The organism is Pseudomonas sp. 1928-m (assembly GCF_029269135.1).
Classification (GTDB): domain Bacteria; phylum Pseudomonadota; class Gammaproteobacteria; order Pseudomonadales; family Pseudomonadaceae; genus Aquipseudomonas.
In genome coordinates, this window is record NZ_JARIXO010000005.1 from 28599 (window position 1) to 54030 (window position 25432).

General features: G+C 61.4%; 22 protein-coding genes. 8 read left to right on the forward strand and 14 right to left on the reverse strand.

The window, feature by feature from the left end; translation table 11 throughout:
- Positions 1 to 13 precede the first annotated feature (13 nt).
- The 8 genes from ccoP (P3C18_RS15540) to ccoN (P3C18_RS15575) form a co-directional block, all read right to left on the reverse strand.
- Entirely contained in the window at positions 14 to 1003 is a 990-nt protein-coding gene (ccoP, locus tag P3C18_RS15540) for a cytochrome-c oxidase, cbb3-type subunit III (RefSeq protein ID WP_275962754.1), read from the reverse strand.
- Positions 1000 to 1185: a cbb3-type cytochrome c oxidase subunit 3 gene (locus P3C18_RS15545; RefSeq protein ID WP_275962755.1), complete on the reverse strand. Its 186-nt coding sequence runs from the start codon at positions 1183 to 1185 to the stop codon at positions 1000 to 1002. Before P3C18_RS15545 ends, ccoP (P3C18_RS15540) begins: the two co-directional genes overlap by 4 nt.
- 5 nt (positions 1186 to 1190) lie before the next feature.
- Entirely contained in the window at positions 1191 to 1799 is a 609-nt protein-coding gene (gene ccoO, locus P3C18_RS15550) for a cytochrome-c oxidase, cbb3-type subunit II (protein WP_275962756.1), read from the reverse strand.
- A complete protein-coding gene (gene ccoN, locus P3C18_RS15555; RefSeq protein ID WP_275962757.1) occupies positions 1799 to 3241 on the reverse strand; it encodes a cytochrome-c oxidase, cbb3-type subunit I in 1443 nt (480 codons plus the stop codon). Before ccoN (P3C18_RS15555) ends, ccoO (P3C18_RS15550) begins: the two co-directional genes overlap by 1 nt.
- Positions 3242 to 3621: 380 nt before the next feature.
- Positions 3622 to 4560 (reverse strand): cytochrome-c oxidase, cbb3-type subunit III, encoded by a 939-nt coding sequence (ccoP, locus tag P3C18_RS15560; protein WP_275962758.1) that lies wholly within the window; start codon positions 4558 to 4560, stop codon positions 3622 to 3624.
- The gene (locus P3C18_RS15565) at positions 4557 to 4742 is read right to left on the reverse strand and encodes a CcoQ/FixQ family Cbb3-type cytochrome c oxidase assembly chaperone (protein WP_275962759.1); all 186 of its coding nucleotides are present in this window, start codon (positions 4740 to 4742) and stop codon (positions 4557 to 4559) included. Before P3C18_RS15565 ends, ccoP (P3C18_RS15560) begins: the two co-directional genes overlap by 4 nt.
- 5 nt (positions 4743 to 4747) lie before the next feature.
- Entirely contained in the window at positions 4748 to 5356 is a 609-nt protein-coding gene (gene ccoO, locus P3C18_RS15570) for a cytochrome-c oxidase, cbb3-type subunit II (RefSeq protein WP_275962760.1), read from the reverse strand.
- Positions 5356 to 6795, reverse strand: a complete 1440-nt coding sequence (gene ccoN / locus P3C18_RS15575; RefSeq protein WP_275962761.1) for a cytochrome-c oxidase, cbb3-type subunit I — start codon at positions 6793 to 6795, stop codon at positions 5356 to 5358. The genes ccoO (P3C18_RS15570) and ccoN (P3C18_RS15575) overlap by 1 nt, the downstream gene beginning before the upstream one ends.
- A 103-nt stretch (positions 6796 to 6898) precedes the next feature.
- Between ccoN (P3C18_RS15575) and P3C18_RS15580 the strand changes: the two genes are divergently transcribed.
- Complete coding sequence (locus tag P3C18_RS15580; RefSeq protein ID WP_275962762.1) at positions 6899 to 7612, forward strand: alpha/beta family hydrolase; 714 nt, start codon at positions 6899 to 6901, stop codon at positions 7610 to 7612.
- An 85-nt stretch (positions 7613 to 7697) separates the two neighbouring features.
- Positions 7698 to 8282, forward strand: a complete 585-nt coding sequence (gene nfuA / locus P3C18_RS15585; protein ID WP_275962763.1) for a Fe-S biogenesis protein NfuA — start codon at positions 7698 to 7700, stop codon at positions 8280 to 8282.
- 182 nt (positions 8283 to 8464) lie between these two features.
- Here the strand turns inward: nfuA and P3C18_RS15590 are convergent, their stop codons facing one another.
- Positions 8465 to 9496, reverse strand: a complete 1032-nt coding sequence (locus P3C18_RS15590) for an RNA methyltransferase (protein ID WP_275962764.1) — start codon at positions 9494 to 9496, stop codon at positions 8465 to 8467.
- Positions 9497 to 9651: 155 nt separating this feature from the next.
- Here P3C18_RS15590 and P3C18_RS15595 point away from each other — a divergent pair, with 155 nt between their 5' ends.
- Entirely contained in the window at positions 9652 to 9954 is a 303-nt protein-coding gene (locus P3C18_RS15595; RefSeq protein ID WP_090256153.1) for a DUF1883 domain-containing protein, read from the forward strand.
- A 49-nt stretch (positions 9955 to 10003) separates the two neighbouring features.
- Here P3C18_RS15595 and metH read toward each other — a convergent pair whose 3' ends face one another.
- Positions 10004 to 13720: a methionine synthase gene (metH, locus tag P3C18_RS15600; RefSeq protein WP_275962765.1), complete on the reverse strand. Its 3717-nt coding sequence runs from the start codon at positions 13718 to 13720 to the stop codon at positions 10004 to 10006.
- A 168-nt stretch (positions 13721 to 13888) separates the two neighbouring features.
- Here metH and P3C18_RS15605 point away from each other — a divergent pair, with 168 nt between their 5' ends.
- Positions 13889 to 16168 (forward strand): fatty acid cis/trans isomerase, encoded by a 2280-nt coding sequence (locus P3C18_RS15605; protein WP_275962766.1) that lies wholly within the window; start codon positions 13889 to 13891, stop codon positions 16166 to 16168.
- A 119-nt stretch (positions 16169 to 16287) separates the two neighbouring features.
- Here P3C18_RS15605 and P3C18_RS15610 read toward each other — a convergent pair whose 3' ends face one another.
- Positions 16288 to 17853 (reverse strand): PAS domain-containing methyl-accepting chemotaxis protein, encoded by a 1566-nt coding sequence (locus tag P3C18_RS15610; RefSeq protein ID WP_275962767.1) that lies wholly within the window; start codon positions 17851 to 17853, stop codon positions 16288 to 16290.
- Positions 17854 to 18114: 261 nt separating this feature from the next.
- On the opposite strand from P3C18_RS15610, the gene rlmM reads away from it, so the two are divergent.
- Positions 18115 to 19170, forward strand: coding sequence for a 23S rRNA (cytidine(2498)-2'-O)-methyltransferase RlmM (rlmM, locus tag P3C18_RS15615; RefSeq protein ID WP_275962768.1), 1056 nt, complete (start codon positions 18115 to 18117; stop codon positions 19168 to 19170).
- Between the two features lie 2 nt (positions 19171 to 19172).
- Here the strand turns inward: rlmM and P3C18_RS15620 are convergent, their stop codons facing one another.
- A complete protein-coding gene (locus tag P3C18_RS15620) occupies positions 19173 to 20714 on the reverse strand; it encodes a CocE/NonD family hydrolase (protein WP_275962769.1) in 1542 nt (513 codons plus the stop codon).
- Positions 20715 to 20900: 186 nt separating this feature from the next.
- Between P3C18_RS15620 and tusA the strand changes: the two genes are divergently transcribed.
- A complete protein-coding gene (gene tusA / locus P3C18_RS15625; protein ID WP_170048792.1) occupies positions 20901 to 21152 on the forward strand; it encodes a sulfurtransferase TusA in 252 nt (83 codons plus the stop codon).
- On the forward strand, positions 21152 to 21607 hold the full coding sequence (locus P3C18_RS15630; protein WP_275962770.1) for a gamma-glutamylcyclotransferase family protein: 456 nt from the start codon (positions 21152 to 21154) through the stop codon (positions 21605 to 21607). The genes tusA and P3C18_RS15630 overlap by 1 nt, the downstream gene beginning before the upstream one ends.
- Here P3C18_RS15630 and P3C18_RS15635 read toward each other — a convergent pair.
- Positions 21565 to 22647 (reverse strand): DUF3080 family protein, encoded by a 1083-nt coding sequence (locus P3C18_RS15635; protein WP_275962771.1) that lies wholly within the window; start codon positions 22645 to 22647, stop codon positions 21565 to 21567. The two genes, P3C18_RS15630 and P3C18_RS15635, sit on opposite strands and share 43 nt — an antisense overlap.
- Positions 22647 to 24026 carry an MATE family efflux transporter gene (locus tag P3C18_RS15640; RefSeq protein ID WP_275962772.1) on the reverse strand — a complete coding sequence of 460 codons (1380 nt, stop codon included), beginning with the start codon at positions 24024 to 24026 and terminating at the stop codon, positions 22647 to 22649. Before P3C18_RS15640 ends, P3C18_RS15635 begins: the two co-directional genes overlap by 1 nt.
- A 179-nt stretch (positions 24027 to 24205) precedes the next feature.
- Here P3C18_RS15640 and pdxB point away from each other — a divergent pair, with 179 nt between their 5' ends.
- Positions 24206 to 25351 (forward strand): 4-phosphoerythronate dehydrogenase PdxB, encoded by a 1146-nt coding sequence (gene pdxB, locus P3C18_RS15645; RefSeq protein ID WP_275962773.1) that lies wholly within the window; start codon positions 24206 to 24208, stop codon positions 25349 to 25351.
- Positions 25352 to 25432: the final 81 nt, after the last annotated feature.

The window sequence follows — 25432 nt, forward strand, 5'->3', positions numbered from 1 at the left end:
CCAGGCAGGAGAATTACTTCTCGGTTTTTGCTTGCGACAGGCTGTACACGTAAGCCGCCAGCAGATGCACCTTATCGTTGCCCAGGAAGTCCGCCTGGGCTGGCATCTTGCCGTTACGGCCGTAGCGCAGAGTTTGTTGTACCTGAGCAAAACTGGAGCCGTAGAGCCAGGTTTTGTCGGTCAGGTTGGGTGCGCCCATGGCCTGTTGGCCCTTACCTTCAGCGCCATGACAGACTGCACAAGTAGTGGCGAAGATGTCTTGACCTGCGGCAAGGTCAACCGCGATACCTTCCGGGTTTTTCAAACCGGACAGGCTGCGGATGTAGCCAGCCACGTTGCGGATACCTTCCTCGCCCAGTGCATCCAGTTGTGCAGGCATCATGCCCTGACGACCGGCCATGATGGTGGTCTTGATGGTTTCCGGCTCGCCGCCATACAGCCAATCGTTGTCGGTCAGGTTGGGGAAGCCATAAGCGCCCTTGGCGTCGGAGCCGTGGCAGACCGAGCAGTTGGAGGCAAACAGGCGGCCGCCCATTTTCAGCGCTTGCTCGTCCTGGGCCACTTGCTCAATCGGCATGGCGGCATATTTGGCGAAGATCGGGCCGTACTGGCCTTCAGCCTTGGCCATTTCCTTTTCCCACTGGTGCACGCCGGTCCAGCCTGCGTTGCGCTCTACACCACCGGCAATTTGGATATTGGTGGCGAAGGGCGTCTTGGCCTCGGTGTCGAGGTAGTCGTAGCCCGGCAGCAGACCTTTCCAGTTACCCAGGCCCGGATAGAGCGCCAGGTAGCCGAGGGCAAAGATGATGGTGCCGACAAACAGCATGAACCACCACTTGGGCAGCGGGTTGTCGAACTCTTCGATACCGTCGAACTCATGCCCGACGGTTTCTTCGGTGGTTTCTTCGCGCTGGCCCTTGCGGGTGCCGAAGATCAGCCAGGTCAGGGCAAAGATGGTGCCCAGAGACAGAATGGTTACGTACCAACTCCAGAACGTGGTCATTGGTTATTGCTCCTGGAAGATTGCTCGTCACGCTCATTGGGTTTGGGATCGTCGGCGAAGGGCAGGTTGGCGGCCTCGTCGAAGCTGGATTTACGCTTGCTGCTGTAGGCCCAGAGCACCACGCCAATAAAGGCGATGAACACCACTGCTGTGCCGATGCCGCGAATCATCCCGATATCCATGTGCGTTACCGTTTGTTCTTGATGGATGTGCCGAGAACCTGCAGGTACGCAACGATCGCGTCCATTTCGGTCTTGCCTTTTACTGCGTCCTTGGCCCCTGCGATGTCTTCATCGGTGTAGGGAATGCCAAAGCCACGCATGACTTCCATCTTCTTGGCGGTGTCCTTGCCGTCGAGCTTGTGCTCAACCAGCCAGGGGTATGCCGGCATCTTCGACTCAGGCACGACGTTGCGCGGGTTGTACAGGTGCGCACGCTGCCATTCATCCGAGTAACGACCGCCAACGCGAGCCAGGTCCGGACCGGTACGCTTGGAACCCCACAGGAACGGGTGGTCCCAGACGCTTTCACCGGCTACCGAGTAGTGGCCGTAACGCTCGGTTTCAGCACGGAACGGACGGATCATCTGCGAGTGGCAGCCGACACAGCCGTTGGCGATGTACACATCGCGGCCTTCCAGTTCCAGCGCGGTGTAAGGCTTGAGGCCTTCCACCGGCTCGTTGGTAACGTCCTGGAAAAACAGCGGAACGATTTGAGTCAGGCCGCCGACGCTGACGGCCAGAACCATCAGCAGCGCCATCAGGCCAATATTCTTCTCAATGATTTCGTGTTTCATCAGTGCGCTACTCCAGCAGGAATCTGTGCAGCGGCTTCGTACTCAGAAGCCTTGGCGGCACGCACGGTGCGGTAGGTGTTGTAAGCCATCAGCAGCATGCCAGCGACGAAGAACGCGCCACCAATCATGCGCACCACGTAACCCGGGTGGCTGGCTTCCAGCGCTTCAACGAAGGAGTAGGTGAGGGTGCCGTCTTCGTTGACTGCACGCCACATCAGACCCTGGGTGATGCCGTTGACCCACATCGAGGCGATGTACAGCACGGTGCCGATGGTGGCCAGCCAGAAGTGCGCGTTGATCAGGCCAACGCTGTGCATCTGTGGACGACCGAAGACCTTCGGAATCAGGTGGTACAGGGCGCCGATGGAGATCATCGCTACCCAGCCGAGTGCGCCGGCGTGTACGTGGCCGATGGTCCAGTCGGTGTAGTGGGACAGGGCGTTGACGGTCTTGATCGCCATCATCGGACCTTCGAAGGTCGACATGCCGTAGAACGCCAGCGATACCACGAGGAAGCGCAGGATTGGGTCGGTGCGCAGCTTATGCCAGGCGCCCGACAGGCTCATCATGCCGTTGATCATGCCGCCCCAGCTTGGTGCCAGGAGGATGATCGACATCGCCATACCGAGGGACTGTGCCCAATCCGGCAGTGCGGTGTAGTGCAGGTGGTGCGGACCGGCCCAGATGTACAGGGTGATCAGCGCCCAGAAGTGCACGATGGACAGGCGATAGGAGTAGATCGGACGCTCGGCCTGCTTGGGTACGAAGTAGTACATCATCCCCAGGAAACCGGTGGTCAGGAAGAAGCCCACGGCGTTGTGGCCGTACCACCACTGAATCATCGCGTCAGTCGCACCGGCGTACGCCGAGTAGGACTTGAACAGGCTGACCGGAACGGCCGCGCTGTTGACGATGTGCAGCATCGCGGTAACCAGAATGAAGGCACCGTAGAACCAGTTGCCGACATAGATGTGCTTGGTCTGGCGCTTGACGATGGTGCCGAAGAACACCACCGCATAGGCGATCCAGACGATACCCAGGAGGATATCGATAGGCCACTCGAGCTCGGCGTATTCCTTGGAACCGGTGAAACCCATTGGCAGGGTGATCACCGCAGCGACGATCACGGCTTGCCAGCCCCAGAATACGAATGCGGCAAGGCCATCGGAGATCAGGCGTACCTGGCTGGTGCGTTGCACCACATAGAACGAGGTTGCCATCAGCGCGCAGCCGCCGAAGGCGAAGATCACCGCGTTGGTGTGCAGCGGACGCAGACGGCCGAAGCTCGTCCATTCCATACCCAGGTTGAGTTCAGGCCACACCAGTTGCGCGGCGATGAAAACACCCAGGCTCATGCCAATGACTCCCCAAATCACCGTCATTACGGCGAACTGGCGAACCACCTTGTAGTTATAAGCAGTCGGACTGATTGCTGTGCTCATTATGGGTTCCACGGTTAATGGATTTTTTAGGGGCAAAAATCGGCGGCAAGTATGGAGAAAGCAGGTGCTCATTGCAACGACACAAGCCGGCGCGATAAGGCTTTCAGGGCTGTTGGCAAGCATGCATGGCCGCTTATGCAGGGCATTGCCGCGAGCATAAAACGCCTTAAACAGGCGTAGCGCAAAGATGGGAATCGCCTTGGAGTTATGACAGGTGGCGACTGTCGACAAGATTAGCTCAAGTCAAAGGGCGCGCATGCACTTGGTCGGAAGGGTGCGACCTTGGGTCGCATGGCTCGGACGGTTGTCCGGGCGCGGGAGAGGCTTGCTTGAGTGGCTGGCGACCTGAGATCGCCAGCCGGGTGCTGCGGTTTTAGCGATTACTGTGCGGCGGTGTTCTGTTGTTTTTGGCTCAGGCTCAGGACATAAGCGGCCAGCAGATGCACCTTGTCGTTGCCCAGATACTGCTCTTGCGCGGGCATCTGGCCGTTGCGGCCGTGACGGATGGTCTGTTGCAACTGCACCAGGCTGCTGCCGTAGATCCAGCCAGCCGGGCTGGTCAGGTCGGGCGCACCAAGCATGGCCATGCCTTTGCCTTCTGCACCGTGGCAGGCCAGGCAGTTGGCGGCATAGATGGCGGCGCCTTTTTCCAGATCGACGCTCTTGTCGGCTGGCAGCGGCAGGCTGGCCAGATCCTTGCGCACATAAGCGGCAACCTGTTGCACGCCGTCTTCACCAATGATCGCCGCCCAGGCCGGCATGGCGCCCATACGGCCATTGAGGATGCTGGTCTTGATCACATTAGGCTCGCCGCCCCAGCGCCAGTGACTGTCGGTGAGGTTAGGGAAGCCCACTGCGCCCTTGGCGTCGGAGCCGTGGCACACCGAGCAATAGGTGGCAAACATGCGCCCGCCCATTTTCATCGCTTGCTCGTCTTTGGCGACTTCTTCCAGGGGCATGGCCGCGTATTTGGCGAAGATCGGCCCATACAACTCGTCAGCCTTGTCGACTTCACGCTGCCATTGCTTGACCTGGGTCCAGCCGTCTGCATAACCCGGCAGTACGCCTTTCCAGTTGCCTAAGCCTGGGTACAGCGCCAGGTAGGCAATAGAGAAGACGATGGTGCCGATAAACAGCATGAACCACCACTTGGGCAGTGGGTTGTCATATTCCTCGATGCCGTCGAAGGAATGACCCATGGTCTGCTCGGTGGGGTTCTTGTGCACTTCGCTTTTGCGGGTGGCGAAAATCAGCCAGAACAGGGCGAGCAGGGTGCCGACGGTCAGCACTGTGATGTACCAGCTCCAGAACGTGCTCATGGGGTGTTGCTCCTCGGTGCAGCCAGCTTGGGTTCATCGGCAAAGGGCAGAAGGGCGGCCTCATCGAACGCCGGGCGGCGCTTGCCGCTGTAAGCCCACAGGGTGACGCAGACAAAGGACAGCAGAACCAGTGCCGTGCCGATGCCACGAAGCATGCCGATATCAATCAGTTCAAATGTCATGGCGCTTACCTTTTGTTCTTCACGGCAATGCCGAGCACTTGCAGGTAGGCGACCATGGCGTCCATCTCGCTTTTGCCTTTGACGGCAGCCGACGCACCGGCGATGTCTTCGTCGCTGTACGGCACGCCGAGAAAGCGCAGGGCCTGCATCTTCTTGGCGGTGTCCTGGCCATCCAGGGTGCTTTCCACCAGCCAGGGGTAGGCCGGCATCTTCGACTCCGGCACCACGTTGCGCGGGTTGTACAGGTGCGCGCGGTGCCATTCATCCGAGTAGCGTCCGCCGACGCGCGCCAGGTCCGGTCCGGTGCGCTTGGAGCCCCAGAGGAAGGGGTGGTCGTAGACGCTTTCGCCTGCCACCGAATAGTGGCCATAACGCTCGGTTTCGGCGCGGAACGGACGGATCATCTGCGAATGACAGCCAACGCAGCCCTCGCGGATATAGATGTCGCGGCCTTCCAGTTGCAGCGCGGTGTAGGGCTTTAGGCCTGCCACCGGCTCATTGGTAACGTCCTGAAAGAACAGCGGAACGATCTGTGTCAGGCCGCCGATACTCACGGCCAGGACCATCATCAGCGCCATCAGGCCGATATTCTTCTCGAGTATTTCGTGTCTCATCAGTGGGCTCCCTCAAGCGAAAACTGCGCGGCGGTTTCCATTTCAGCGGCCTTGGTATGACGCACGGTCTGCCAGACGTTCCAGGCCATCACCAGCATGCCGGCGAAGAAGATCGCGCCGCCGATTACCCGCACCACAAAGCCGGGGTGGCTGGCTTCCAGCGCTTCGACGAAGGAGTAGGTGAGCGTGCCGTCTTCGTTGACTGCACGCCACATCAGGCCCTGTGCGATGCCGTTGACCCACATCGATGCGATATAGAGCACGGTGCCGATGGTGGCGAGCCAGAAGTGCACGTTGATCAGGCTGGTGCTGTGCATTTCGTCGCGGCCGAAGACTTTCGGCAGCATGTGATACAGCGAGCCGATGGACACCATGGCCACCCAGCCAAGGGCGCCAGCGTGCACGTGACCGATGGTCCAGTCGGTGTAGTGGGACAGGGCATTGACGGTCTTGATCGCCATCATCGGACCTTCGAAGGTCGACATGCCGTAGAACGCCAGGGAAACGACCAGAAAGCGCAGGATCGGGTCGGTGCGCAACTTATGCCAGGCCCCGGAGAGGGTCATCATGCCGTTGATCATGCCGCCCCAGCTCGGTGCCAGGAGGATCAGCGACATCACCATGCCCAGGCTCTGCGCCCAGTCCGGCAGCGCGGTGTAGTGCAAGTGGTGCGGGCCGGCCCAGATGTACACGGCGATCAGCGCCCAGAAGTGCACGATGGACAAGCGGTAGGAGTAGACCGGGCGCCCAGCCTGCTTGGGCACGAAGTAATACATCATCCCCAGAAAGCCCGCAGTGAGGAAAAAGCCCACGGCGTTGTGGCCGTACCACCACTGGATCATCGCATCGGTGGCCCCGGCATAAGCCGAGTAGGACTTGGTCAGGGTGACCGGTACTTCCAGGTTGTTGACCAGGTGCAGCAGCGCCACGGTGAGGATAAAACCGCCGAAGAACCAGTTGCCCACATAGATATGGCTGACGTTACGCTTCATGACCGTGCCGAAGAACACGATGGCGTAGCTGACCCAGACAATGGTGATCAGGATGTCGATCGGCCATTCCAGCTCGGCGTATTCCTTGGAGCTGGTCCAGCCCATGGGCAAACTGATGGCCGCCAGAACGATCACCAGTTGCCAGCCCCAGAAGGTAAAGGCCGCGAGCTTGGGTGCGAACAAGGTGGCCTGCGAGGTGCGTTGCACCGCGTAATAGCTGGTGGCGAACAGCGCGCAACCGCCGAAGGCGAAGATCACCGCGTTAGTGTGCAGCGGGCGCAGGCGGCCGAAGCTGGTCCACGGCAGGTTGAAGTTGAGCTCGGGCCAGGCCAGTTGCGCGGCGATAAACACGCCGAGCCCCATCCCGACAATGCCCCACACCACCGTCATGATGGCGAATTGGCGAACCACCTTGTAGTTGTAGGCGGAACTGCTGGTTGTGTTCATGTCTGGGCTTCCATCCACGGTTATAGGCAGATCAGTGAAAATCAGCGGCTGAGTGCTTGTACGATCGGCACCGCAGTCCACGGATTCTTTAAGCGAGGCAAGCATGAGCAAAGGGCAGGTGGCGGGTATTGACGGGGATCAATGCGCGCAGTGGCAGGGTGATAGCGCATGGCTGTGGGATCGCTCGTCTGACGAGACGCGCGCCACCCTGATTCTGGCCCACGGCGCCGGTGCGCCGATGGACAGCGAGTTTATGCAGCAAATGGCGCAAAGCCTTGCTGTGCGCGGGGTTGCGGTACTGCGCTTCGAGTTCGCCTATATGGCGGCGCGGCGTCTGGACGGCAAAAAACGCCCACCCAATCCCCAGGCCAAACTGCTTGAGCAATGGCGTGAGGTCTACACCCAGGTACGCCAGGTGCGCCAACAGGTCGCAGGGCCGCTGGCCATTGGCGGCAAGTCCATGGGCGGGCGCATGGCCAGCCTGCTGGCCGATGAGTTGGGCGCCGATGCGCTGGTGTGTCTGGGTTATCCCTTTTATGCCGTAGGCAAACCGGAAAAACCGCGTGTCGCGCACCTGGCCGAGCTGCGCACGCCAACGCTGATCATCCAGGGTGAACGCGATGCCCTGGGGGATCGCCAGGCAGTAGCGGGCTATGCGCTGTCTGAGGCGATCAACCTGCACTGGTTAACCGCCGCTGATCACGACCTCAAACCGCTGAAAAGCTCAGGCTTCAACCATCAGCAGCACATGCTCGCAGCAGCCGATGCGATTGCGCAGTTCCTCTGCGCACAGCCGGCGAGGGCAGGCGTTTGGTGAATAAGTTCTATTCCTACTAAAACACTAGGACTTTGCCGGCGCGGGTGAGTGGCGTACACTGCGCCCATGTTTGCGAGGAGTTGCCATGAGCACCATTACCATTACCGACGCTGCCCACGATTATCTGGCTGACCTGCTGAGCAAGCAGAGCACCCCGGGCATCGGCATTCGCGTATTTATCACCCAGCCGGGCACCCAGTACGCCGAAACCTGCATTGCCTACTGCAAGCCGGGCGAGCAGAAGGCCGAAGACACTGCGTTGGGCCTGGCCAGCTTCACCGCCTGGATCGACGCCGTCAGCGAGCCGTTTTTGGAAGACGCTGTGGTCGACTACGCCACCGACCGCATGGGCGGCCAGCTGACCATCAAGGCGCCGAACGCCAAAGTACCGATGGTCAATGAAGACAGCCCGATCAACGAGCGCATCAGCTACTACCTGCAGACCGAGATCAACCCCGGTCTGGCCAGCCATGGCGGTGAAGTCAGCCTGATCGACGTAGTCGAAGATGGCATTGCCGTGCTGAAGTTCGGCGGCGGCTGCCAGGGCTGCGGCCAGGTTGACCTGACGCTCAAGGAAGGCATCGAGAAAACCCTGCTTGAGCGCATTCCCGAGCTTAAAGGCGTGCGTGATGTGACTGACCACAGCATCAAGGAAAATGCCTACTACTAGGTAGCTGCCCAAATAAAAATGCCCGCGCTCTGCGGGCATTTTTTATGCTGCTGGTTGTTTGTTGAAGCAAAGGCTCGCGGCTAAAGCCCCTCCCACGGGAGTCAGATTGCCCGTCGATTCGTAGCTGCTTGCCTAGTGTTGTGGGAGGGGCTTTAGCCGCGACGCAACAGTGCAGTCATAACTTATGTACGGCTTTTGCGCCGATCCAGCACCTCGGTCGCCCGTGCGCGCAGTTGCCCGCAGCCGCCATCAATGTCCTGTCCGGCGGAGTTGCGCACTTTAGTCAGCACGCCACGGCTGTGCAGGTAACGCACGATCTGCACGATACGGTCGCCATCGGGGCGCTGGAACTCGTCGGCTTCCAGGCTGTTGTAGGGGATCAGGTTCATGATCGCGTACTTGCCCTTTAGCAGGCGCAGGATGCCGTCCATTTCTTCCTGGCTGTCGTTGATGCCCTTGAGCAGCGTCCACTGGTACTGGATTGGGTAATCGATCTGCCGCGCGTAGGTTTCACCCAGCTCGACCAGCTCTTCAGGATCGATGCGTGGCGCGCGCGGCAGCAGCGCCTGGCGCAGTTCGGCATTGGTGGTGTGCAGCGACAGCGCCAGCGCTGGCTTGACCTGCTGCTGCGGCAAGCGCTCGAACACCCGTGGATCGCCGACGGTAGAAAACACCAGATTACGCTGACCGATACCGCCCTCTGTGCCGAGCAGGTTGATCGCTTCGAGCACGTTATCCAGGTTATGCKCCGGCTCGCCCATGCCCATAAATACCACTTTCTTAACCGCGCGAAAGCGCCGTGCCAGCGCCACCTGAGCGACGATCTCAGCGGTGCTTAGCTGGCGTAACAGGCCGCTCTTACCAGTCATGCAGAACACGCAGCCCACCGCGCAACCGACCTGGCTGGACACGCACAGGCCGTCGCGTGGCAGCAATACGCTTTCCACCATCTGCTTGTCGGCCAACTCCACCAGCAAACGCGCCGAACCGTCCGTCGCCGGATGTTCGGAGCTGAGGCGCGCCAGCCCATCGAGTTCGCTGCTGATTTCGGGCAGGGCATTACGCACCGCCAGCGGCAGGAAGTTCTCGGTCTTCTGGTTGCGCGTACCGGTATCCAGCGGCATGCCACGCAGCCAGGCACGGGTAATCCGCCCAATGTGCATGGGCTTGGCACCGAGATCGGTGAGGCGTTGGTGAAAGTCGTGAATATGCATGGGGCGCGCATGCTACCACCGGCCAGGTTGCGGTGGTATGTGCGGCGGAGGGCAAGCGTCGGAGCACTGGCAAAACTGCTTAGTCTTTGCTCAAGCCGCGCCAGGCACTCATACTAGCGACCTGATTGGCCTGACCCAGCTGTGCGGAGCGGTAGATGAAATTTATACACCAGCGCGAACACCTCAACGAAGACGACGTCGTCGTGATCGAGTGCTCGCAGACCTGCAACATTCGCCTGATGAGCGATGCCAACTTCCGCAGCTTCAAGAATGGCGGCCGGCACACTTACCACGGCGGCGCGTTCGATACCTTCCCGGCCAAAATCACCGTACCCAGCAGCGGTTTCTGGAATATCACCATCGACACGGTCTCGCGCAAAGCCATCAGCGTTACCCGCAAACCGACGCTTAAGCATTCGATCAAGATCGTACGCAAGTCGACCTCGCGGTTGAGCTAAACAGTCGAGGAATGCAAAAAGGCCCGCTAAGTAGCGGGCCTTTTTAGTTTTAGTTGTCGTAGCCCAGATTCGGCGCCAGCCAGCGTTCGCTGACGTTGAGATCCTGCTTCTTGCGGGCGGTGTAGCTTTCCACCTGGTCCTTGTCGATTTTGCCGACGGCGAAGTACTGCGCCTGGGGGTGGGCGAAGTACCAGCCGGATACCGCTGCCGCCGGGAACATGGCGTAGTGCTCGGTGAGGAACACGCCGCTGGCGCCGGCCTTGTTGAATTCGGCCGCCGGGTCGAGCAGGGTGAACAGGGTCTTCTTCTCGGTGTGATCGGGGCAGGCCGGGTAGCCGGGAGCGGGGCGGATGCCTTTGTAGGCTTCCTTGATCAGCTCATCGTTGGAAAGCTGCTCTTCTGGATCGTAACCCCAGTACTTGGTGCGCACCTCTTTGTGCAGCCATTCGGCGCAGGCTTCGGCCAGGCGGTCGGCCAGGGCTTTGACCATGATCGAGTTGTAGTCGTCGCCGGCGTCCTGATAGGCCTTGGCCACTTCCTCGGCGCCGATGCCGGCGGTGGTGATAAAACCGCCGACGTAGTCGGTGATGCCGCTGTCCTTGGGCGCCACGAAGTCGGCCAGGGAGTAGTTCGGTTTGCCGTCCGGTTTGATGGTCTGCTGGCGCAGGTGGTGCAGGGTGGCCAGTTTCTCGCCGTTGCCTGAGTAGACATCCAGATCGTCGTCGTTCACCTGGTTGGCTGGCCAGAAACCGAAGACGGCGCGGGCGCTGATCAGCTTCTCGTCGATCAGCTTCTTCAGCATTTCCTGGGCGTCGGCGTACAGTGCGGTGGCGGCTTCGCCGACCACTTCATCGGTAAGGATGCGCGGGAACTTGCCGGCCAGGTCCCAGGAGATAAAGAACGGTGTCCAGTCGATATATTCGGCCAGCACCTTGAGGTCGATATCCTCCAGCACCTTCACGCCGGTAAAGCTCGGCACGGTCGGCTGATAGGTCGCCCAGTCGAATTTCGGTTTGTTTTCCACCGACTTGGCATAGCTCAAACGCTCGGTGCGGGCGCTGCGGTTGGCGGTGCGTTCGCGCACTTCGATGTAGTCCAGGCGGGTGCGTTCGACAAAGTCGGCCTTGAGTTCCTTGGACAGCAACTGAGTGGCCACGCCGACCGCGCGCGAGGCGTCGGTGACGTAGATCACCGCATCGTTCTGGTACTTGGGCTCGATCTTCACCGCGGTGTGGGCTTTCGAGGTGGTGGCGCCGCCGATCATCAGCGGCAGGTGGAAACCCTGGCGCTGCATTTCGCGGGCGACATGCACCATCTCATCCAGTGACGGGGTGATCAGGCCGGACAGGCCGATGATGTCGCACTTCTCGGCAATCGCCGTTTGCAGGATTTTTTCGGCCGGCACCATCACGCCCAGGTCGACAATGTCGTAGCCGTTACAGCCCAAGACCACGCCGACGATGTTCTTGCCGATATCGTGCACATCGCCTTTGACCGTGGCCATCAGGATCTTGCCTTTGGCTTCCGGCTTGTCGCCTTTTTCCAGCTCGATAAAGGGGATCAGGTGGCCGACCGCCTGCTTCATGACCCGAGCGGATTTCACCACCTGGGGCAGGAACATCTTGCCGGCGCCGAACAGGTCACCGACCACGTTCATCCCGGCCATCAGTGGGCCTTCGATTACTTCAATCGGGCGCGCGCACTGCTGGCGGCACTCTTCGGTGTCTTCGATGATATGGCTGGTGATGCCCTTGACCAGCGCGTGCTTGAGGCGGTCGACCACGCTCCAGGTGCGCCACTCTTCGGTCTCCGCTTCCTTGACGCTGCCGTCGCCCTTGTAGTTGTCGGCAATCGCCAGCAGGGCGTCGGTGCCCTCTGGTGTGCGGTTGAGGATCACGTCTTCAACGCGGTCGCGCAGCTCCTTGGGGATCTCGTCGTAGATTTCCAGCTGGCCGGCGTTGACGATGCCCATGGTCAGGCCGTTCTGGATCGCGTAGTACAAGAACACCGAGTGGATGGCTTCACGCACCGGGTTGTTACCACGGAAGGAGAACGACACGTTGGACACCCCACCCGAGCTTAGGGCGTGGGGCAGGTGGTCGCGGATATAGGCGCAGGCCTCGATAAAGTCGACCGCGTAGTTGTTGTGTTCCTCGATACCGGTGGCCACGGCGAAGATGTTCGGGTCGAAGATGATGTCTTCCGGCGGGAAGCCCACTTCGTTAACCAGGATGTCGTAGCTGCGCTGGCAGATTTCGCGTTTGCGTGCGGCGGTGTCGGCCTGGCCAGCTTCGTCGAAGGCCATCACCACCACGGCGGCGCCGTAGCGCTWGCACAGCTTGGCGTGGTGCTTGAACTGTTCGACGCCTTCCTTCATGGAGATCGAGTTGACGATGCCCTTGCCCTGGATGCACTTCAGGCCGGCTTCGATCACTTCCCACTTGGAGGAGTCGATCATGATCGGCACGCGGGAGATATCCGGCTCGCCGGCGATCAGGTTGAGGAACTTGACCATGGCCGCCTGGGAATCGAGCATGCCCTCGTCCATGTTGATGTCGATCACCTGGGCGCCGGCTTCCACCTGCTGCAGGGCGACTTCCAGCGCCTCGGTGTAGTTCTCTTCGCGGATCAGCCGGGCGAACTTGGCCGAACCGGTGATATTGGTGCGCTCGCCGACGTTGATAAACAGCGAGTTGCGGTCGATGGTAAAGGGCTCCAGGCCCGACAGGCGGCAGGCCTTGGGGATTTCCGGAATGATGCGTGGCGAGTATTTGCTCACCGCTTCGGCAATCGCCTGGATATGCGCCGGCGTGGTGCCGCAGCAGCCGCCGATGATGTTCAAGAAGCCCGAGGCGGCGAACTCTTCAACCACCACGGCCATTTCCGCCGGGGTTTCGTCGTATTCACCGAAGGCGTTCGGCAGGCCGGCGTTGGGGTGGGCCGAGACGTGGGTATCGGCTTTGTTGGCCAGTTCTTCCAGGTACGGGCGCAGGTCACTGGCACCGAGGGCGCAGTTCAGCCCCACGGAAATCGGTTTGGCATGGCGCACCGAGTTCCAGAAGGCTTCGGTGGTCTGCCCGGACAGGGTGCGACCGGAGGCGTCGGTGATGGTGCCGGAGATCATGATCGGCAGCTCGACGCCGTCGTCCTCGAACACCTGCTGCACGGCGAAGATCGCTGCCTTGGCATTGAGGGTGTCGAAGATGGTTTCGATCAGGATCATGTCCGCGCCGCCTTCGATCAGGCCGCGGGTGGCTTCCAAGTAGTTTTCCACCAGCTCGTCGAAGGTGACGTTGCGGTAGCCGGGGTCGTTCACGTCCGGGGAGATCGAGCAGGTACGGCTGGTTGGGCCCAAGACGCCAGCCACGAAACGCGGGCGATCGGGGGTTTCCAGGGTCTTGGCATCAGCCACGCTACGGGCCAGGCGCGCGCCTTCGACGTTCAGCTCATAGGCCAGGGCCTGCATGCCGTAGTCGGCCTGGGACACCTGGGTGGCGTTGAAAGTGTTGGTTTCGAGGATGTCGGCGCCGGCATCCAGGTAGGCCTTCTCGATGGCGCCGATCACGTCTGGGCGGCTCAAGATCAGCAGGTCGTTGTTGCCCTTCACATCGCTTGGCCAGTCGGCGAAGCGCGTGCCACGGTAGTCCTCTTCTTCCAGCTTGTAGCTCTGGATCATGGTGCCCATGCCGCCGTCGAGGATCAGGATGCGTTCCTTCAGGGCTTGCTGAAGTGCATTAAGGCGGGCGCTGCGATCGGACAGAGACATGGAGAGAACTACCTGGGACGCGTGAAAAAAAGATGCGCGATGATAACAAAGCTGCACGCTTTTGCAGTGGCCTGCACTTTTACATGAATCTTACTCATGTTCGTGGATTGGCCTTGGCCAGCCGGCGCCAGCTAGAATCGGCACTTAAGCCATTTTAGAGACGTTTCCATGGTCTGCCGCTTACTGCTTGGCGTGTGTTTGTTGTTCATCGGCTCATTACAGGCGGCCGAGCCCATTTCCTACAGCCGCGATATCCAACCGATTTTTACCAAGAACTGCGTGGCCTGCCATGCCTGCTACGACGCTGCCTGCCAGCTCAACTTGGGCAGTGGCGAAGGCGTACAGCGCGGCGCCAGCAAGGCCACGGTGTACAACGGCACACGCACCCAGGCGCAGGCCACCACGCGCCTGTTTGTCGATGCCCATGGTGAGGCCGCGTGGCGGCGCAAGGACTTTGTTTCCGTGCTGGAGCAGCAGGGCAGCCAGGCCGCGCTGATGGCGCGCATGCTCGAGCTGGGTCATCAGCAGCCATTGGCCGCCAATAGCAAACTGCCGGCGCAGCTGGATATCAGCATCAATCGGCTCAACCAATGCCCGCTGCCGCAGGAGTTCGACGAATTTGCCCGCAAGAACCCGCAAGCCGGCATGCCGTTCGCGGTGACCGGCTTGAGCGAGGCCGACTACCAGACGCTGCAGGCTTGGCTGGCCCAGGGCGCACCGGTTGATCAGCAATCGCTGCAGGCCAGCACCGCCGAGGCGCAGCAGATCGACACCTGGGAAGCCTTTATGAACGCCCCCGGCGCCCGCGAGTCGCTGGTTTCGCGCTGGTTGTATGAGCATCTGTTCCTTGCCCATCTGTATTTTGCCGGCGGCGAGCCGGGGCATTTCTTTCAGATGGTGCGTTCGCGTACGCCCAGCGGTAAGCCGGTGGATATCATCGCCACGCGCCTGCCCAATGAAGACCCGGGTAACGAGTTCTATTACCGCCTGACACCGGTGCAGGGCGTGATTGTGCACAAGACCCATATCACCTATGGGCTGAGTGCGGCCAAGCTGGCGCGGGTTAAAGAGCTGTTCTTCGCCAGCGATTGGCAGGCCGATGCGGTGCCGGGTTATAGCCTGCTGCGCCGGGCCAATCCGTTCGAGACCTTTGCCGCGATTCCGGCGCAGGCGCGTTACCAATTTATGTTGGATAACGCCGAATACTTCGTGCGCACCTTTATTCGCGGGCCGGTGTGTCGTGGGCAGATTGCCACGGATGTGATTCGCGATAACTTCTGGGCGGTGTTCCAGGACCCGCAGCACGACCTGTATATCACCGACCCCGAGTACCGCGAGCAGGCCAAGGAGCTGCTGGCCATGCCCGGGCAGTTGGACAGCATCGGCGACCTGCTCGGCCTGTGGCGTACCTACCGCGACAAGCGCAATGAGTACGAAGCGCTGCGCATGCAGCGCTATGCCGATGCGCCTGCGCCAAGCTGGTCGCATATCTGGGCCGGTAATGACAACGCGCTGCTGTCGATCTTCCGCCAGCACGACAGCGCCTCGGTGCGCAAAGGCCTGATCGGTGAGGTGCCGCAAACCCTCTGGTGGCTGGACTTCCCGCTGCTGGAGCGCACCTATTACCAGCTGGTGGTGAATTTCGATGTGTTCGGCAACGTGTCGCACCAGGCGCAAACGCGGCTGTACTTCGATTTGATCCGTAACGGCGCCGAGGTCAACTTCCTCCGTTTGATGCCAGCCGAGTCGCGCCAGGGCTACCTGAGCGACTGGTACCAGAGCAGCGGCAAACTGAAAATCTGGCTGGACTATCAGGCCATTGATACGGAAAGCCCGAGCGCCTTGCGCCTGCCCGGCAATGACCCCAAACGCAGTTTTGTCGAGACTCTGCTGGAGCGTTACGGCAGCCTGAATGCTCGCCCCGATCCGATCAATCGCTGCACGGGCGCGCATTGCCATCGCCCGGGGCTGGACGCCGAGTTGCAGCGCGCCGAGCAGTCGCTGAGCCGCCTGACGGCAAAACCGGCCGGCACGCTCAAGGTGATCGAGCAACTGCCGGAAGCAACCTTGCTACGGCTGGAAATGGCCGATGGTCAGCGTGAGGTGTACAGCCTGCTGCGCAACCGCGCGCACAGCAACGTGGCCTTTATGCTTGGCGAGGAACTGCGCTACCAGCCGGCGCTGGATACCCTGACGGTGTATCCGGGGGTGCTTAGCAGCTACCCGAATTTTATCTTCAATGTGCAGGTGCAGCAGGCGGCGGAGTTTGTTACGGCACTGGAGCAGGCGCGCGATGCCGCGGCCTTCGAGAACGTCGTCGAGCGCTGGGGTATTCGCCGCACGCATCCAGAGTTCTGGCGCTACTTCCACGATATGTCAGCGTATATCCAGCAAACCGAACCGCTGGAAGCTGGCGTGCTGGATATGAATCGCTACGAGAATTTGTAACAGCGGGGAGGGCCGCGCACTGCAGGGAGTAGGTTGGGTTAAGGCGCGCAGCGCCGAAGCCCAACATAGCTTGGCGTTCCTGCGTTGGGCTTCGCTGCGCTCAGCACCAACCTACGGTTCTAGCGGTTGAAGCGTTCCACCAGGGCGTACTGACCATTGGCTGTGGCCGTCAGGGCTTCGCTGAGCAGGGCGGTGTCATGCGCTTCGCCAGCGGTTTTATCGGCCAGTTGGGCGATGGTGGTGATGCTGCGGTTGACCTCATCAGCCACGGCGCTCTGTTCCTCGGCGGCGGCAGCGATCTGGTTGGCCATATCGGTGATATTGGCCACCGCGTCGCTGATGCCGGCCAGCGCTTCATCGGCTTGCTGCACGCGTTCAACCCCTTCGTCGGCCTGTTTGCGGCCGATTTCCATGGTCAGCACCGCTTCTTCGGCGGTGCGTTGCAGCTTGGCGATCAGTTGGTGAATTTGCCCGGTGGATTCGGCGGTGCGCTGCGCCAGAGAGCGCACTTCATCGGCCACCACGGCAAAGCCACGGCCCATTTCACCGGCGCGCGCGGCCTCGATGGCAGCGTTGAGGGCGAGCAGGTTGGTCTGGTCGGCGATGCCTTTGATCACATCGACCACGCCGCCGATTTCGTTGCTGTCTTGAGCCAGGCGAGTCACCGTTTCACCGGTATCACCAACCGATTGCGACAGGCGCTGAATGGCCTGGCGGGTTTCAGCAGCGATGCCACGGCCGGCGCTGGTCAGGCGGTTGGCGTCCTGGGTGGCAATGGCAGTGCGCGCTACGTTGCTCGCCACTTCCAGGGTGGTAGCGGCCATTTCATTGATTGCAGTGGCGACCTGGTCGGTTTCGCTGCGCTGACGCTCAAGCCCGGCGGAGCTGTTGTGCGCCAAGGTGTCGGCCTGCTTGGCCTGCAGGGTGAGCTGTTCGGCGGTGTCCTGCAGACGGGTCAGGCAGGTTTTCAGACGGGCTTCCTGGCTGAGGATGGACATCTCCAGGCGGCCCTGAGCGCCGCGGCTGTCGGTGTACATCTGCGCAATCAGCGGGTCGGAGGTGGTTTGGTCAGCCAGGCGTAGCAGGCGCTTAAGGCCGCGTTGTTGCCAGTTCAGCCCGGCTAGGCCCAGTGGCACCGACAAGCCGGCAGCGATGGCAAAGCCCCAGCTGGAATCAAGCCATGCGCCGATCAGGAAACCCACCTGGCTGACCAGGATAAACGGCAGCCAGTCCTGCAGTATTGGCAGCCAGCGGTCACTGCTGGGGACCGCCGATTTGCCGCTGTTGATGCGTTGGTATAGCCCCTCGGCGCGGCGTATCTGCTCGGCAGTCGGTTTGACCCGTACCGACTCGTAACCGACTACCTGGTTGTTTTCCGTCACCGGCGTGACGTAGGCGTTGACCCAATAGTGATCACCATTCTTGCAGCGGTTTTTGACGATACCCATCCACGGCCGGCCCTTCTTCAGGGTGTCCCACATATGCTGGAACACCTCTGCTGGCACGTCCGGGTGGCGCACCAGGTTATGCGGCGCACGAATCAGCTCATCGCGGGTGAAACCACTGATCTCGACAAAGGCGTCATTGCAGTAGGAGATCTGACCCTTGAGGTCAGTGGTGGAAATCAGCCTTTGTTGCGCGGGGAAGGTGCGCTCACGCTGAGTAATAGGTTGGTTATTGCGCATGGCGTTCTTTATTCCTTTAAGCGTTACCGGTACTTCGGCCGTTGCTGGCGGAAGTTTAGCCCGTGAATTCGGGCGTAACCGACAAGGGACAGGTTATGGCCGTGTACCGCGCTGTTTTGCTGGGGCGGCCGATGAGCGGTTGGCAGGCTCTAGAGCCTTGCGCAGTGGCGCCAGTCTAACCTGCAGACCAGGAAAAGGCCGACGCAAAACAAGCACAAGCGGGTGACTCGGCTATGATGCGCGCCTTGAGGAGAGTCGCTGATGAATACGTTGCTGTTGCACTGCCGTCCGGGTTTTGAAAATGAGGTGTGTGCGGAAATCGCCGAACATGCCGCGCGTCTGGACGTTGCCGGTTATGCCAAGGCCAAGCCGAGTACCGCCTGCGCGGAATTTATCTGCACCGAGGGCGAGGGTGCCGAGCGCCTGATGCGTGGGGTGCGCTTCAATCAGCTGATCTTCCCGCGGCAGTGGGCGCGCGGGGTGTTTATCAACCTGCCGGAGCTGGACCGCATCAGCGTGCTGCTCGGCCATCTGGCGGATTTTCCGGTATTTGGCAGCCTGTGGCTGGAAGTGCTGGATACCAATGACGGCAAGGAGCTATCGAACTTCTGCAAGAAGTTCGAGGCGCCGCTGCGCAATGCCCTGAGCAAGGCCGGCAAGCTGGTCGAGGATGCGCACAAGCCGCGTCTGCTGCTGACCTTTAAAAGTGGCCGTGAAGTGTTCGTCGGCATGGCCGAGGCGAATAACTCGGCGATCTGGCCCATGGGCATTCCCCGTTTGAAGTTCCCCCGCGAGGCACCGAGCCGTTCGACCCTCAAGTTGGAGGAGGCTTGGCACACCTTTATCCCCCGTGAACAGTGGGATGAGCGTTTGTCCGACGAGATGACCGGGGTTGACCTCGGCGCCGCGCCCGGCGGCTGGACCTATCAGCTGGTCAAGCGCGGCATGCTGGTGACCGCCATCGACAATGGGCCAATGGCCGAAAGCCTGATGGACACCGGCCTGGTGACCCACCTGATGGTCGACGGCTTCACCTGGAAGCCCAAGCAGCCGGTGGATTGGATGGTCTGCGATATCGTCGAAAAGCCCGCCCGCAGCGCCGCCTTGTTGGAAACCTGGATTGGCGAAGGGCATTGCCGTGAAGCGGTGGTCAACCTCAAGTTGCCGATGAAGCAGCGCTACGCCGAGGTGCGCCGGCTGTTGCAACGCCTGGAAGATGGCTTTGCCGAGCGCAAGATCAAGGTCTCGATTGCCTGCAAGCAGCTCTATCACGACCGCGAGGAAGTGACCTGCCACCTGCGCCGGTTAGGCAAGTGATCTCAATGCCTGGCCAGTTGCGGCTGTAACGGAAGCAACTGCGGCACCTCGACCGTCCCCTGCAGGGTGCTGCTGGCGAGCTGCCAGGAACTGTTGAACAGGTATTGGCTGCTAAAGCCGCTGATGCGCAGACCCAGCACATCACCAGGTTGCAGTTGCGCGCTGACGGCAGCCAATTCGGTGCTGGCCTGGCCGTTGAGTGGGGTGACCTGCTCGCTCAGCACCTCGCTACTGCCATTGTCGCGCTTGACCACCAGGGCGGCAAACAGCGTCGGCAGTCCCTCGGCGTTTTCCAGATGTACCCGGGGCACGCCGATCAGGGCGCTGCTCGCCTGTACCTGTTGCAGTGGGATAAAGCGCGACGGCTGCAGCAGCCCGCTGCTAAGCGGGCGAATCGCTGTAGCAGTCAGCTCGATACGCTGATTGACTGGCAGTTGCTGGAGGGCCACGCCCTGATCCAGATCGAGACTGATGCAGAACTCAGGAATGCTCGCCGCCACGCCCTTACGGCCGCGCAGCTTGTCTTCATACCAGTTGATGATGCTCTGGTAGAGGTTGATCGCCCGGCCGTCGCAGTGCAGCACCGCTTCGTTATTGAACGGCGGCAGGCCGCTCCAGCGTTGCATCGGTGGTGGCAGGATATGCCCGCCCTGCATGCCGAGCAGGCGCACGTCGCGCTCACCTTGTTGCAGGCAATCGCGAATCGCCAGGCCCTGGTTGAGCGGGAATAGGGTGTCGCGCATGCCTTGGATCAGCAGGGCATCGGCCTGTGGGCGCTGGCCGCGTGCGCAGTAGCTGGTGAGGCTGTGGGCCTTGAGCTCGGCGCGCACCGGCTCGCGCATACGGCCGTCGGCGCTTTTCAGGTAGGGCGCCTGGACGAATTTGCCCAGGTCATAGCCGGTGGACAGGCCCAGGCTGAGCAGTACGCCGGTCCAGCCGACTTTCATATGGCTGTCCGGGGCCAGGGCTTCACTCAGGTCGTACCAGGTGGCAATCGGCACAATGGCGTCGATACGCGGATCAGTCGCCGAGGCCAACAGCTGCACCGCGCCGCCGTAGCTTTCGCCGAGCATGCCGACTTTCGGGTCGTTCGGCCCGTCCATGCTTAATCGCGGCAGGTTGGCGGCGGCCCAGTCGATCACTGCCAGCGCGTCCCGCACCTCGTACTCGGGGTTCATCATTTCGATATCGCCTTCGCTGCCGCCCCAGCCGCGTTGGTCGTAGCTGATCACCCAGTAACCGGCTTGCCAGGCTTTGACTGCGGCGCGACCGGACATCATCTGCGTGCCATAGAAGCCATTCGGCCGGGTGACGCGCCAGCCGCCCCAGCCGTGGGTATGCACGATCACTGGCGCCTGCTCGCCGGCCTTCAGCGCTGGCTGGAATACCGTGGCAGACAACCGGGTGCCATCGCGGCCATAGATCACCGCATCAAAGTGGGTGGCAGGCAGGTCCTGCTGCGCGGTGACGCTGAAGTCCGGCAGTTGATCACGGGCGGCGCAGCCGCTGAGCAGCAGGGTGGCAAGTAGAAGGGCAAGGCGCATGAATGGCTCTTATTGGAATGGTGGACGCTGCGCAGCCTGCCTGATCGGGCCGTGGCTGCCTGCCCATCCAAGGTTGTGTTGACCTGTTATCGGCTCGAATACGGATGCAGTCGTTTTCAACTGTCTGCTAGATGACCTTTGGGTCAACTTTGCGCGAGAATAGCGGCCTGCTACTGGAGCCCGCTGATGTCTTTGCAAACCACTGCCATTCCCGATGCCACCCTCGACGCCACCGGGCTCAACTGCCCCGAGCCGGTGATGATGCTGCACAACAAGGTGCGCGACCTGCAGGCCGGCGGCCTGCTCAAGGTGATTGCCACCGATCCCTCGACCCGCCGCGACATTCCCAAGTTCTGCGTATTTCTCGGCCATGAGCTGGTGGAACAGGCCGAAGACGGCGCGACTTACCTGTACTTAATCCGCAAGAAGCTCGACTAATGAACTGGTACTTCGCCTACGGCTCGAATATGAACCCCGCGCGCATGCAGGCGCGCGGCATGACGGTGCTGGAGGCGCTGCCAGGGCATCTGCCGGGATACAGCCTGTGCTTTAACAAGCGTGCAGCGGACCGTGCACCGGGGCGGGCCTACGCCAATATTCGGCATCAGCGCGACAGTGTGGTGGAGGGTGTGCTCTATCGCCTGGCCGACGCTGGTGAGATCGCCAAACTGGATCACTTCGAAGGTACGCCGATCTATTACAGCCGCGAGTGCCTGCCGATTGTCGCGGCCTATGGCGTGCAGCCGGCCTGGGTGTATATCGCCAACCCGGCGTTTCGCGAAGAAGGGCTGTTGCCCAGCGCCGATTACCTGGCCCACCTGCTGGCTGGGCGTGAGTTGTTGTCCGAAGCCTACTGGTCGACGCTGGCGGCCTGGTCGGTCCATCCCGACTGACCGGGCGCCAGGCCACAGCTGTTTAGCAGCTCCTGCCAGCTGCGCACATGGCGCGCGGTGGCCTGCTGGAAATCTGCCCATAGCGAAGCCTCTGGGCCGCTCAGACTGTGCAAATACTGCCGAGTGGCTGGCGGTATCTGCGCCACGCTGCTGAGGCTGCGTAGGCTGCTGCTCCAGAGCTGGCCACGCTGATCCACCTGGGCCAGATAGGGCTGCAGGCTGCCGGCGTAATACTTGACGAAGATGTTCTGCGCGATACGTGCGCCTTGCGTGGCCGTGCCTGTGGGGCAGAGCGGTCGGCCCTGTTGGCGGCTTTGCAGCATATCGCTGCCCAGGTTGAGGCTGTGGGTCAGGCTGGCCAGGCTGCTGATCAATTGGCCGCCCTGGTCGCTGGCATGCAGGGCGAAGAACAGCGGATCAAGCTGCTCGGCACTCGGCGGCAAGGCTGCGGGTAGCGCGCTGCCGATGCTGGCCAGCTGCGCCAGGGCATCCAGCGCAGCACTGTCTTCGTCGGCATCCGGCGGCAGGGTCTGTTCAGCAAAACGCAGGTAGCGTTCGACTTCCGGGCTGGCATTCAGGGCATTCCAGAATACGCCGGGCAGTTGCGCACGTTTTTCCTGCGCCAGTTGTTCAAGGGTGTTGCGCAAGGGTTGCTGATCCTGACTGCGCAGGTGTGCGCTGCAGGCATCCAGGGAGCGCAGCAGATCGCCTTCGTAAGCCAGGCGGCTGCTGGGCGTGAGTTGTTTGCCGAGGCTGTTGTTGCGCTGGCTGATCTGTTGTTGCAGGGCGGGGCAGCGACGCACATCGACCAGCAGATCGAGCAGGCTGATGCGCAGCTCGGCAATCTCGATCAGCCGTTCGCGGCGGGCAGGTAGGCGATAGCGGGTCAGCTCATTGGCGTCGAAAGCTGTTGCCGGTTCGACATCCAGGGCGTTGCTCAGGCGCTGCAGGTAATCGGCCTGCAGCGCCAGGCCATCATCGGCGGGTGTGCAGGCGCACAGGCAAAGTGCAGTGAGCAGAAGCAGCAGGCGGGCGTTCATCAGGCCATCTTAGCGGCTCGAATGCGTTTGCGCGCGCTGCTGGCCAGGCGCACGGCGAGCATGCCGCCGGCGCAGGTCAGGCCAACCACCAGGCCCTGCCAGAGCCCGCTGGGGCCGCTGGGTTCGCCGAGCCAGTCGGTCRGGCCGAGCGCATAACCCACCGGCAGGCCGATGCCCCAATAAGCGAACAGGGTCAGGATCATGGTCACGCGGGTGTCTTGATAACCGCGCAGCGCACCGGCAGCCGTCACCTGAATGGCATCGGAGAACTGGAACAGCGCCGAATACACCAACAGCGTGGTGGCCACCGCGATCACTGCGCGGTCCGGGGTATAGATCTGCGCAATCTCTTCGCGCAACAGCAGCATCAAACTTGCCGACAGGCAGGCATAGCCGAGCGCCGCCGCCATGCTCACCCCAGCAGCAAAGCGCGCTTCACGCGGCTCGCCACGGCCSAGCGCCTGACCGACGCGCACGGTGGCAGCCATGCCGAGCGAATACGGGATCATAAACACCATGGAGCTGAAGTTCAGGGCGATCTGGTGCCCGGCCACCACAGTGGCGCCCAGGCCGCCGATCAGCAGGGCGATCACGGCGAAAATGCTCGATTCGGCAAACACCGCGATGCCAATCGGCAGACCGACCGAGAGCAGGCGCTTGAGCACCGGCCACTGCGGCCATTCGAAATGGCTAAAGATTTTGCTCGGTTGATAGAACGGCGCCCACTTCACCCACCAGAGCATGCTCAGAAACATAAAGCCCATTACCAGGCCAGTGGCCCAGCCGCAGCCGACGCCGCCCATGGCCGGCAACCCGAGCTTGCCGTAGATAAAGATGTAATTGAGCGGGATATTCAGCGCCAGGCCGCACAGGCCGATGACCATGCTCGGCCGGGTATGCCCGAGGCCGTCACTGAAGCAGCGCAGCACGTGGTACAGCGCCACAGCCGGAAAACCGCAGGCCACCGCACGCAGGTAGCCCATGGCGGGCTCTATCAGCGCTGGGTCGACGTTCATCAGGCTGAGGACAATTTCCGCGTTCCACAGGATCACCGCCGCCGCGATGCCCACCGTCAGCGCCAACCACAGCGCCTGGCGCACCAGTGGGCCGATTTCGGTATGCGCACCAGCACCGAAGCGCTGCGCGACCTTGGGTGTGGTGGCCAGCAGAATGCCGGTCATCAGCAGAAACACCGGCACCCAGATCGAGTTGCCCAGCGCCACCGCAGCCAAATCCTGCGGGCTGACCCGGCCGGCCATCACGGTATCGACGAAGCCCATGGCGGTGTTGGCCAGTTGGGCAATGATGATCGGCGTTGCGAGCTTCAGCAGGCTGTAGAACTCGGTGCTGACGCGTTGCAAGCGGGTTTGGGCAAGCATTGAGGTGTATCCAGCTGTATATCAGGAAACCGTGCAGTCTACGCCTTGACGGCTTGGTCAGGAAACCTTGTTGCGCAATGTTTCAGTGCAACAGGCACATTACGCGACTCAGCGTAGCCAAGCTGTGTTGGCAGGTTAGAATGCCGGCCTGATTTGCGGAGCACGGGAACAGACCCTCTATGCGCATCGTTGCTGATGAAAATATCCCTCTGCTTGATGAGTTCTTTGCCGGTTTTGGTGAGATTCGCCGCTTGCCCGGCCGCAGCATCGATGCAGCGGCGGTCGTCGATGCCGACCTGCTGTTGGTGCGCTCGGTGACTCAGGTGGATCGCGCGCTGCTCGACGGCTCGCCAGTGAAGTTTGTCGGCACCTGCACCATCGGCACCGACCATCTGGACCTCGACTACTTCCAGCTGGCCCACATCACCTGGGCCAGCGCACCGGGCTGCAACGCCCGTGGCGTGGTCGATTATGTGCTGGGCAGCCTGCTGGTATTGGCCGAGCAACAGGGCGTTGATCTGGCGACGCGCACCTATGGCGTGGTCGGCGCGGGGCAGGTTGGTAGCCGTTTGCTCAAGGTGCTGCGTGGCCTGGGCTGGCGTGTGCTGGTCTGCGATCCCCCGCGTCAGGCGGCGGAGGGCGGTGATTATGTCAGCCTGCAGCAGGTGCTGGATCAGTGCGATGTGATCAGCCTGCATACGCCGCTTGAACGCATCGGCGAGCATGCCACTCATCATCTATTCGATGCCGCGCGCCTGGCTGCACTCAAGCCAGGCAGCTGGCTGATCAACGCCAGCCGTGGCGCTGTGGTGGATAACCGTGCCTTGCGTGAGTTGTTGCCGCAGCGCACTGACTTGCAAGTGGTGCTGGATGTCTGGGAAGGCGAGCCGCAGGCTGATGTCGAGCTGGCCGCCTTGTGCCGCATCGCTACGCCGCATATTGCCGGCTACAGCCTGGACGGCAAGCTGCGCGGCACGGCGCAGATTTATCAGGCGCTGTGTCAGCACCTGGGCGTTGCGCCCAGCGTTGAACTGGCGCAACTGATGCCAGCTGCCTGGCTGCGTGAGCTGGAGATTGATGCCAGCGCCGATCCGGCCTGGGCCTTGGCCAGTATCTGCCGCGCCGTGTATGACCCACGCCGCGATGATGCGGACTTTCGCCGCAGCCTGCAGGGTGATGCGGCAACCCGGCGTGCGGCTTTTGACGGGCTGCGCAAACACTACCCTATGCGCCGGGAAATCGACGGGTTGGCGGTTTGCGTAAAGGGTAATGCGCCGGCATTGGTAAGCCTGGTGCAGGCGTTGGGTGCGAAGATGAAAGAGTAGGGTGGATGGCGCTTCACCCATCCACCATCTGCTCTCTTCATGGTGGATGAAAAAAGCCTCATCCACCCTACGAAGAGCATG

Coding starts and splice junctions, on each gene's coding strand:
- P3C18_RS15565 (WP_275962759.1), bottom strand. CDS start 4,742: ATGACATTTGAACTGATTGATATCGGCATGCTTCGTGGCATCGGCACG.
- P3C18_RS15545 (WP_275962755.1), bottom strand. CDS start 1,185: ATGGATATCGGGATGATTCGCGGCATCGGCACAGCAGTGGTGTTCATC.
- P3C18_RS15610 (WP_275962767.1), bottom strand. CDS start 17,853: ATGCGCAATAACCAACCTATTACTCAGCGTGAGCGCACCTTCCCCGCG.
- P3C18_RS15580 (WP_275962762.1), top strand. CDS start 6,899: ATGAGCAAAGGGCAGGTGGCGGGTATTGACGGGGATCAATGCGCGCAG.
- rlmM (WP_275962768.1), top strand. CDS start 18,115: ATGAATACGTTGCTGTTGCACTGCCGTCCGGGTTTTGAAAATGAGGTG.
- P3C18_RS15630 (WP_275962770.1), top strand. CDS start 21,152: ATGAACTGGTACTTCGCCTACGGCTCGAATATGAACCCCGCGCGCATG.
- ccoO (WP_275962760.1), bottom strand. CDS start 5,356: ATGAGACACGAAATACTCGAGAAGAATATCGGCCTGATGGCGCTGATG.
- P3C18_RS15595 (WP_090256153.1), top strand. CDS start 9,652: ATGAAATTTATACACCAGCGCGAACACCTCAACGAAGACGACGTCGTC.
- ccoP (WP_275962758.1), bottom strand. CDS start 4,560: ATGAGCACGTTCTGGAGCTGGTACATCACAGTGCTGACCGTCGGCACC.
- P3C18_RS15605 (WP_275962766.1), top strand. CDS start 13,889: ATGGTCTGCCGCTTACTGCTTGGCGTGTGTTTGTTGTTCATCGGCTCA.
- ccoN (WP_275962761.1), bottom strand. CDS start 6,795: ATGAACACAACCAGCAGTTCCGCCTACAACTACAAGGTGGTTCGCCAA.
- pdxB (WP_275962773.1), top strand. CDS start 24,206: ATGCGCATCGTTGCTGATGAAAATATCCCTCTGCTTGATGAGTTCTTT.
- ccoN (WP_275962757.1), bottom strand. CDS start 3,241: ATGAGCACAGCAATCAGTCCGACTGCTTATAACTACAAGGTGGTTCGC.
- nfuA (WP_275962763.1), top strand. CDS start 7,698: ATGAGCACCATTACCATTACCGACGCTGCCCACGATTATCTGGCTGAC.
- ccoP (WP_275962754.1), bottom strand. CDS start 1,003: ATGACCACGTTCTGGAGTTGGTACGTAACCATTCTGTCTCTGGGCACC.
- P3C18_RS15635 (WP_275962771.1), bottom strand. CDS start 22,647: ATGAACGCCCGCCTGCTGCTTCTGCTCACTGCACTTTGCCTGTGCGCC.
- P3C18_RS15620 (WP_275962769.1), bottom strand. CDS start 20,714: ATGCGCCTTGCCCTTCTACTTGCCACCCTGCTGCTCAGCGGCTGCGCC.
- ccoO (WP_275962756.1), bottom strand. CDS start 1,799: ATGAAACACGAAATCATTGAGAAGAATATTGGCCTGATGGCGCTGCTG.
- tusA (WP_170048792.1), top strand. CDS start 20,901: ATGTCTTTGCAAACCACTGCCATTCCCGATGCCACCCTCGACGCCACC.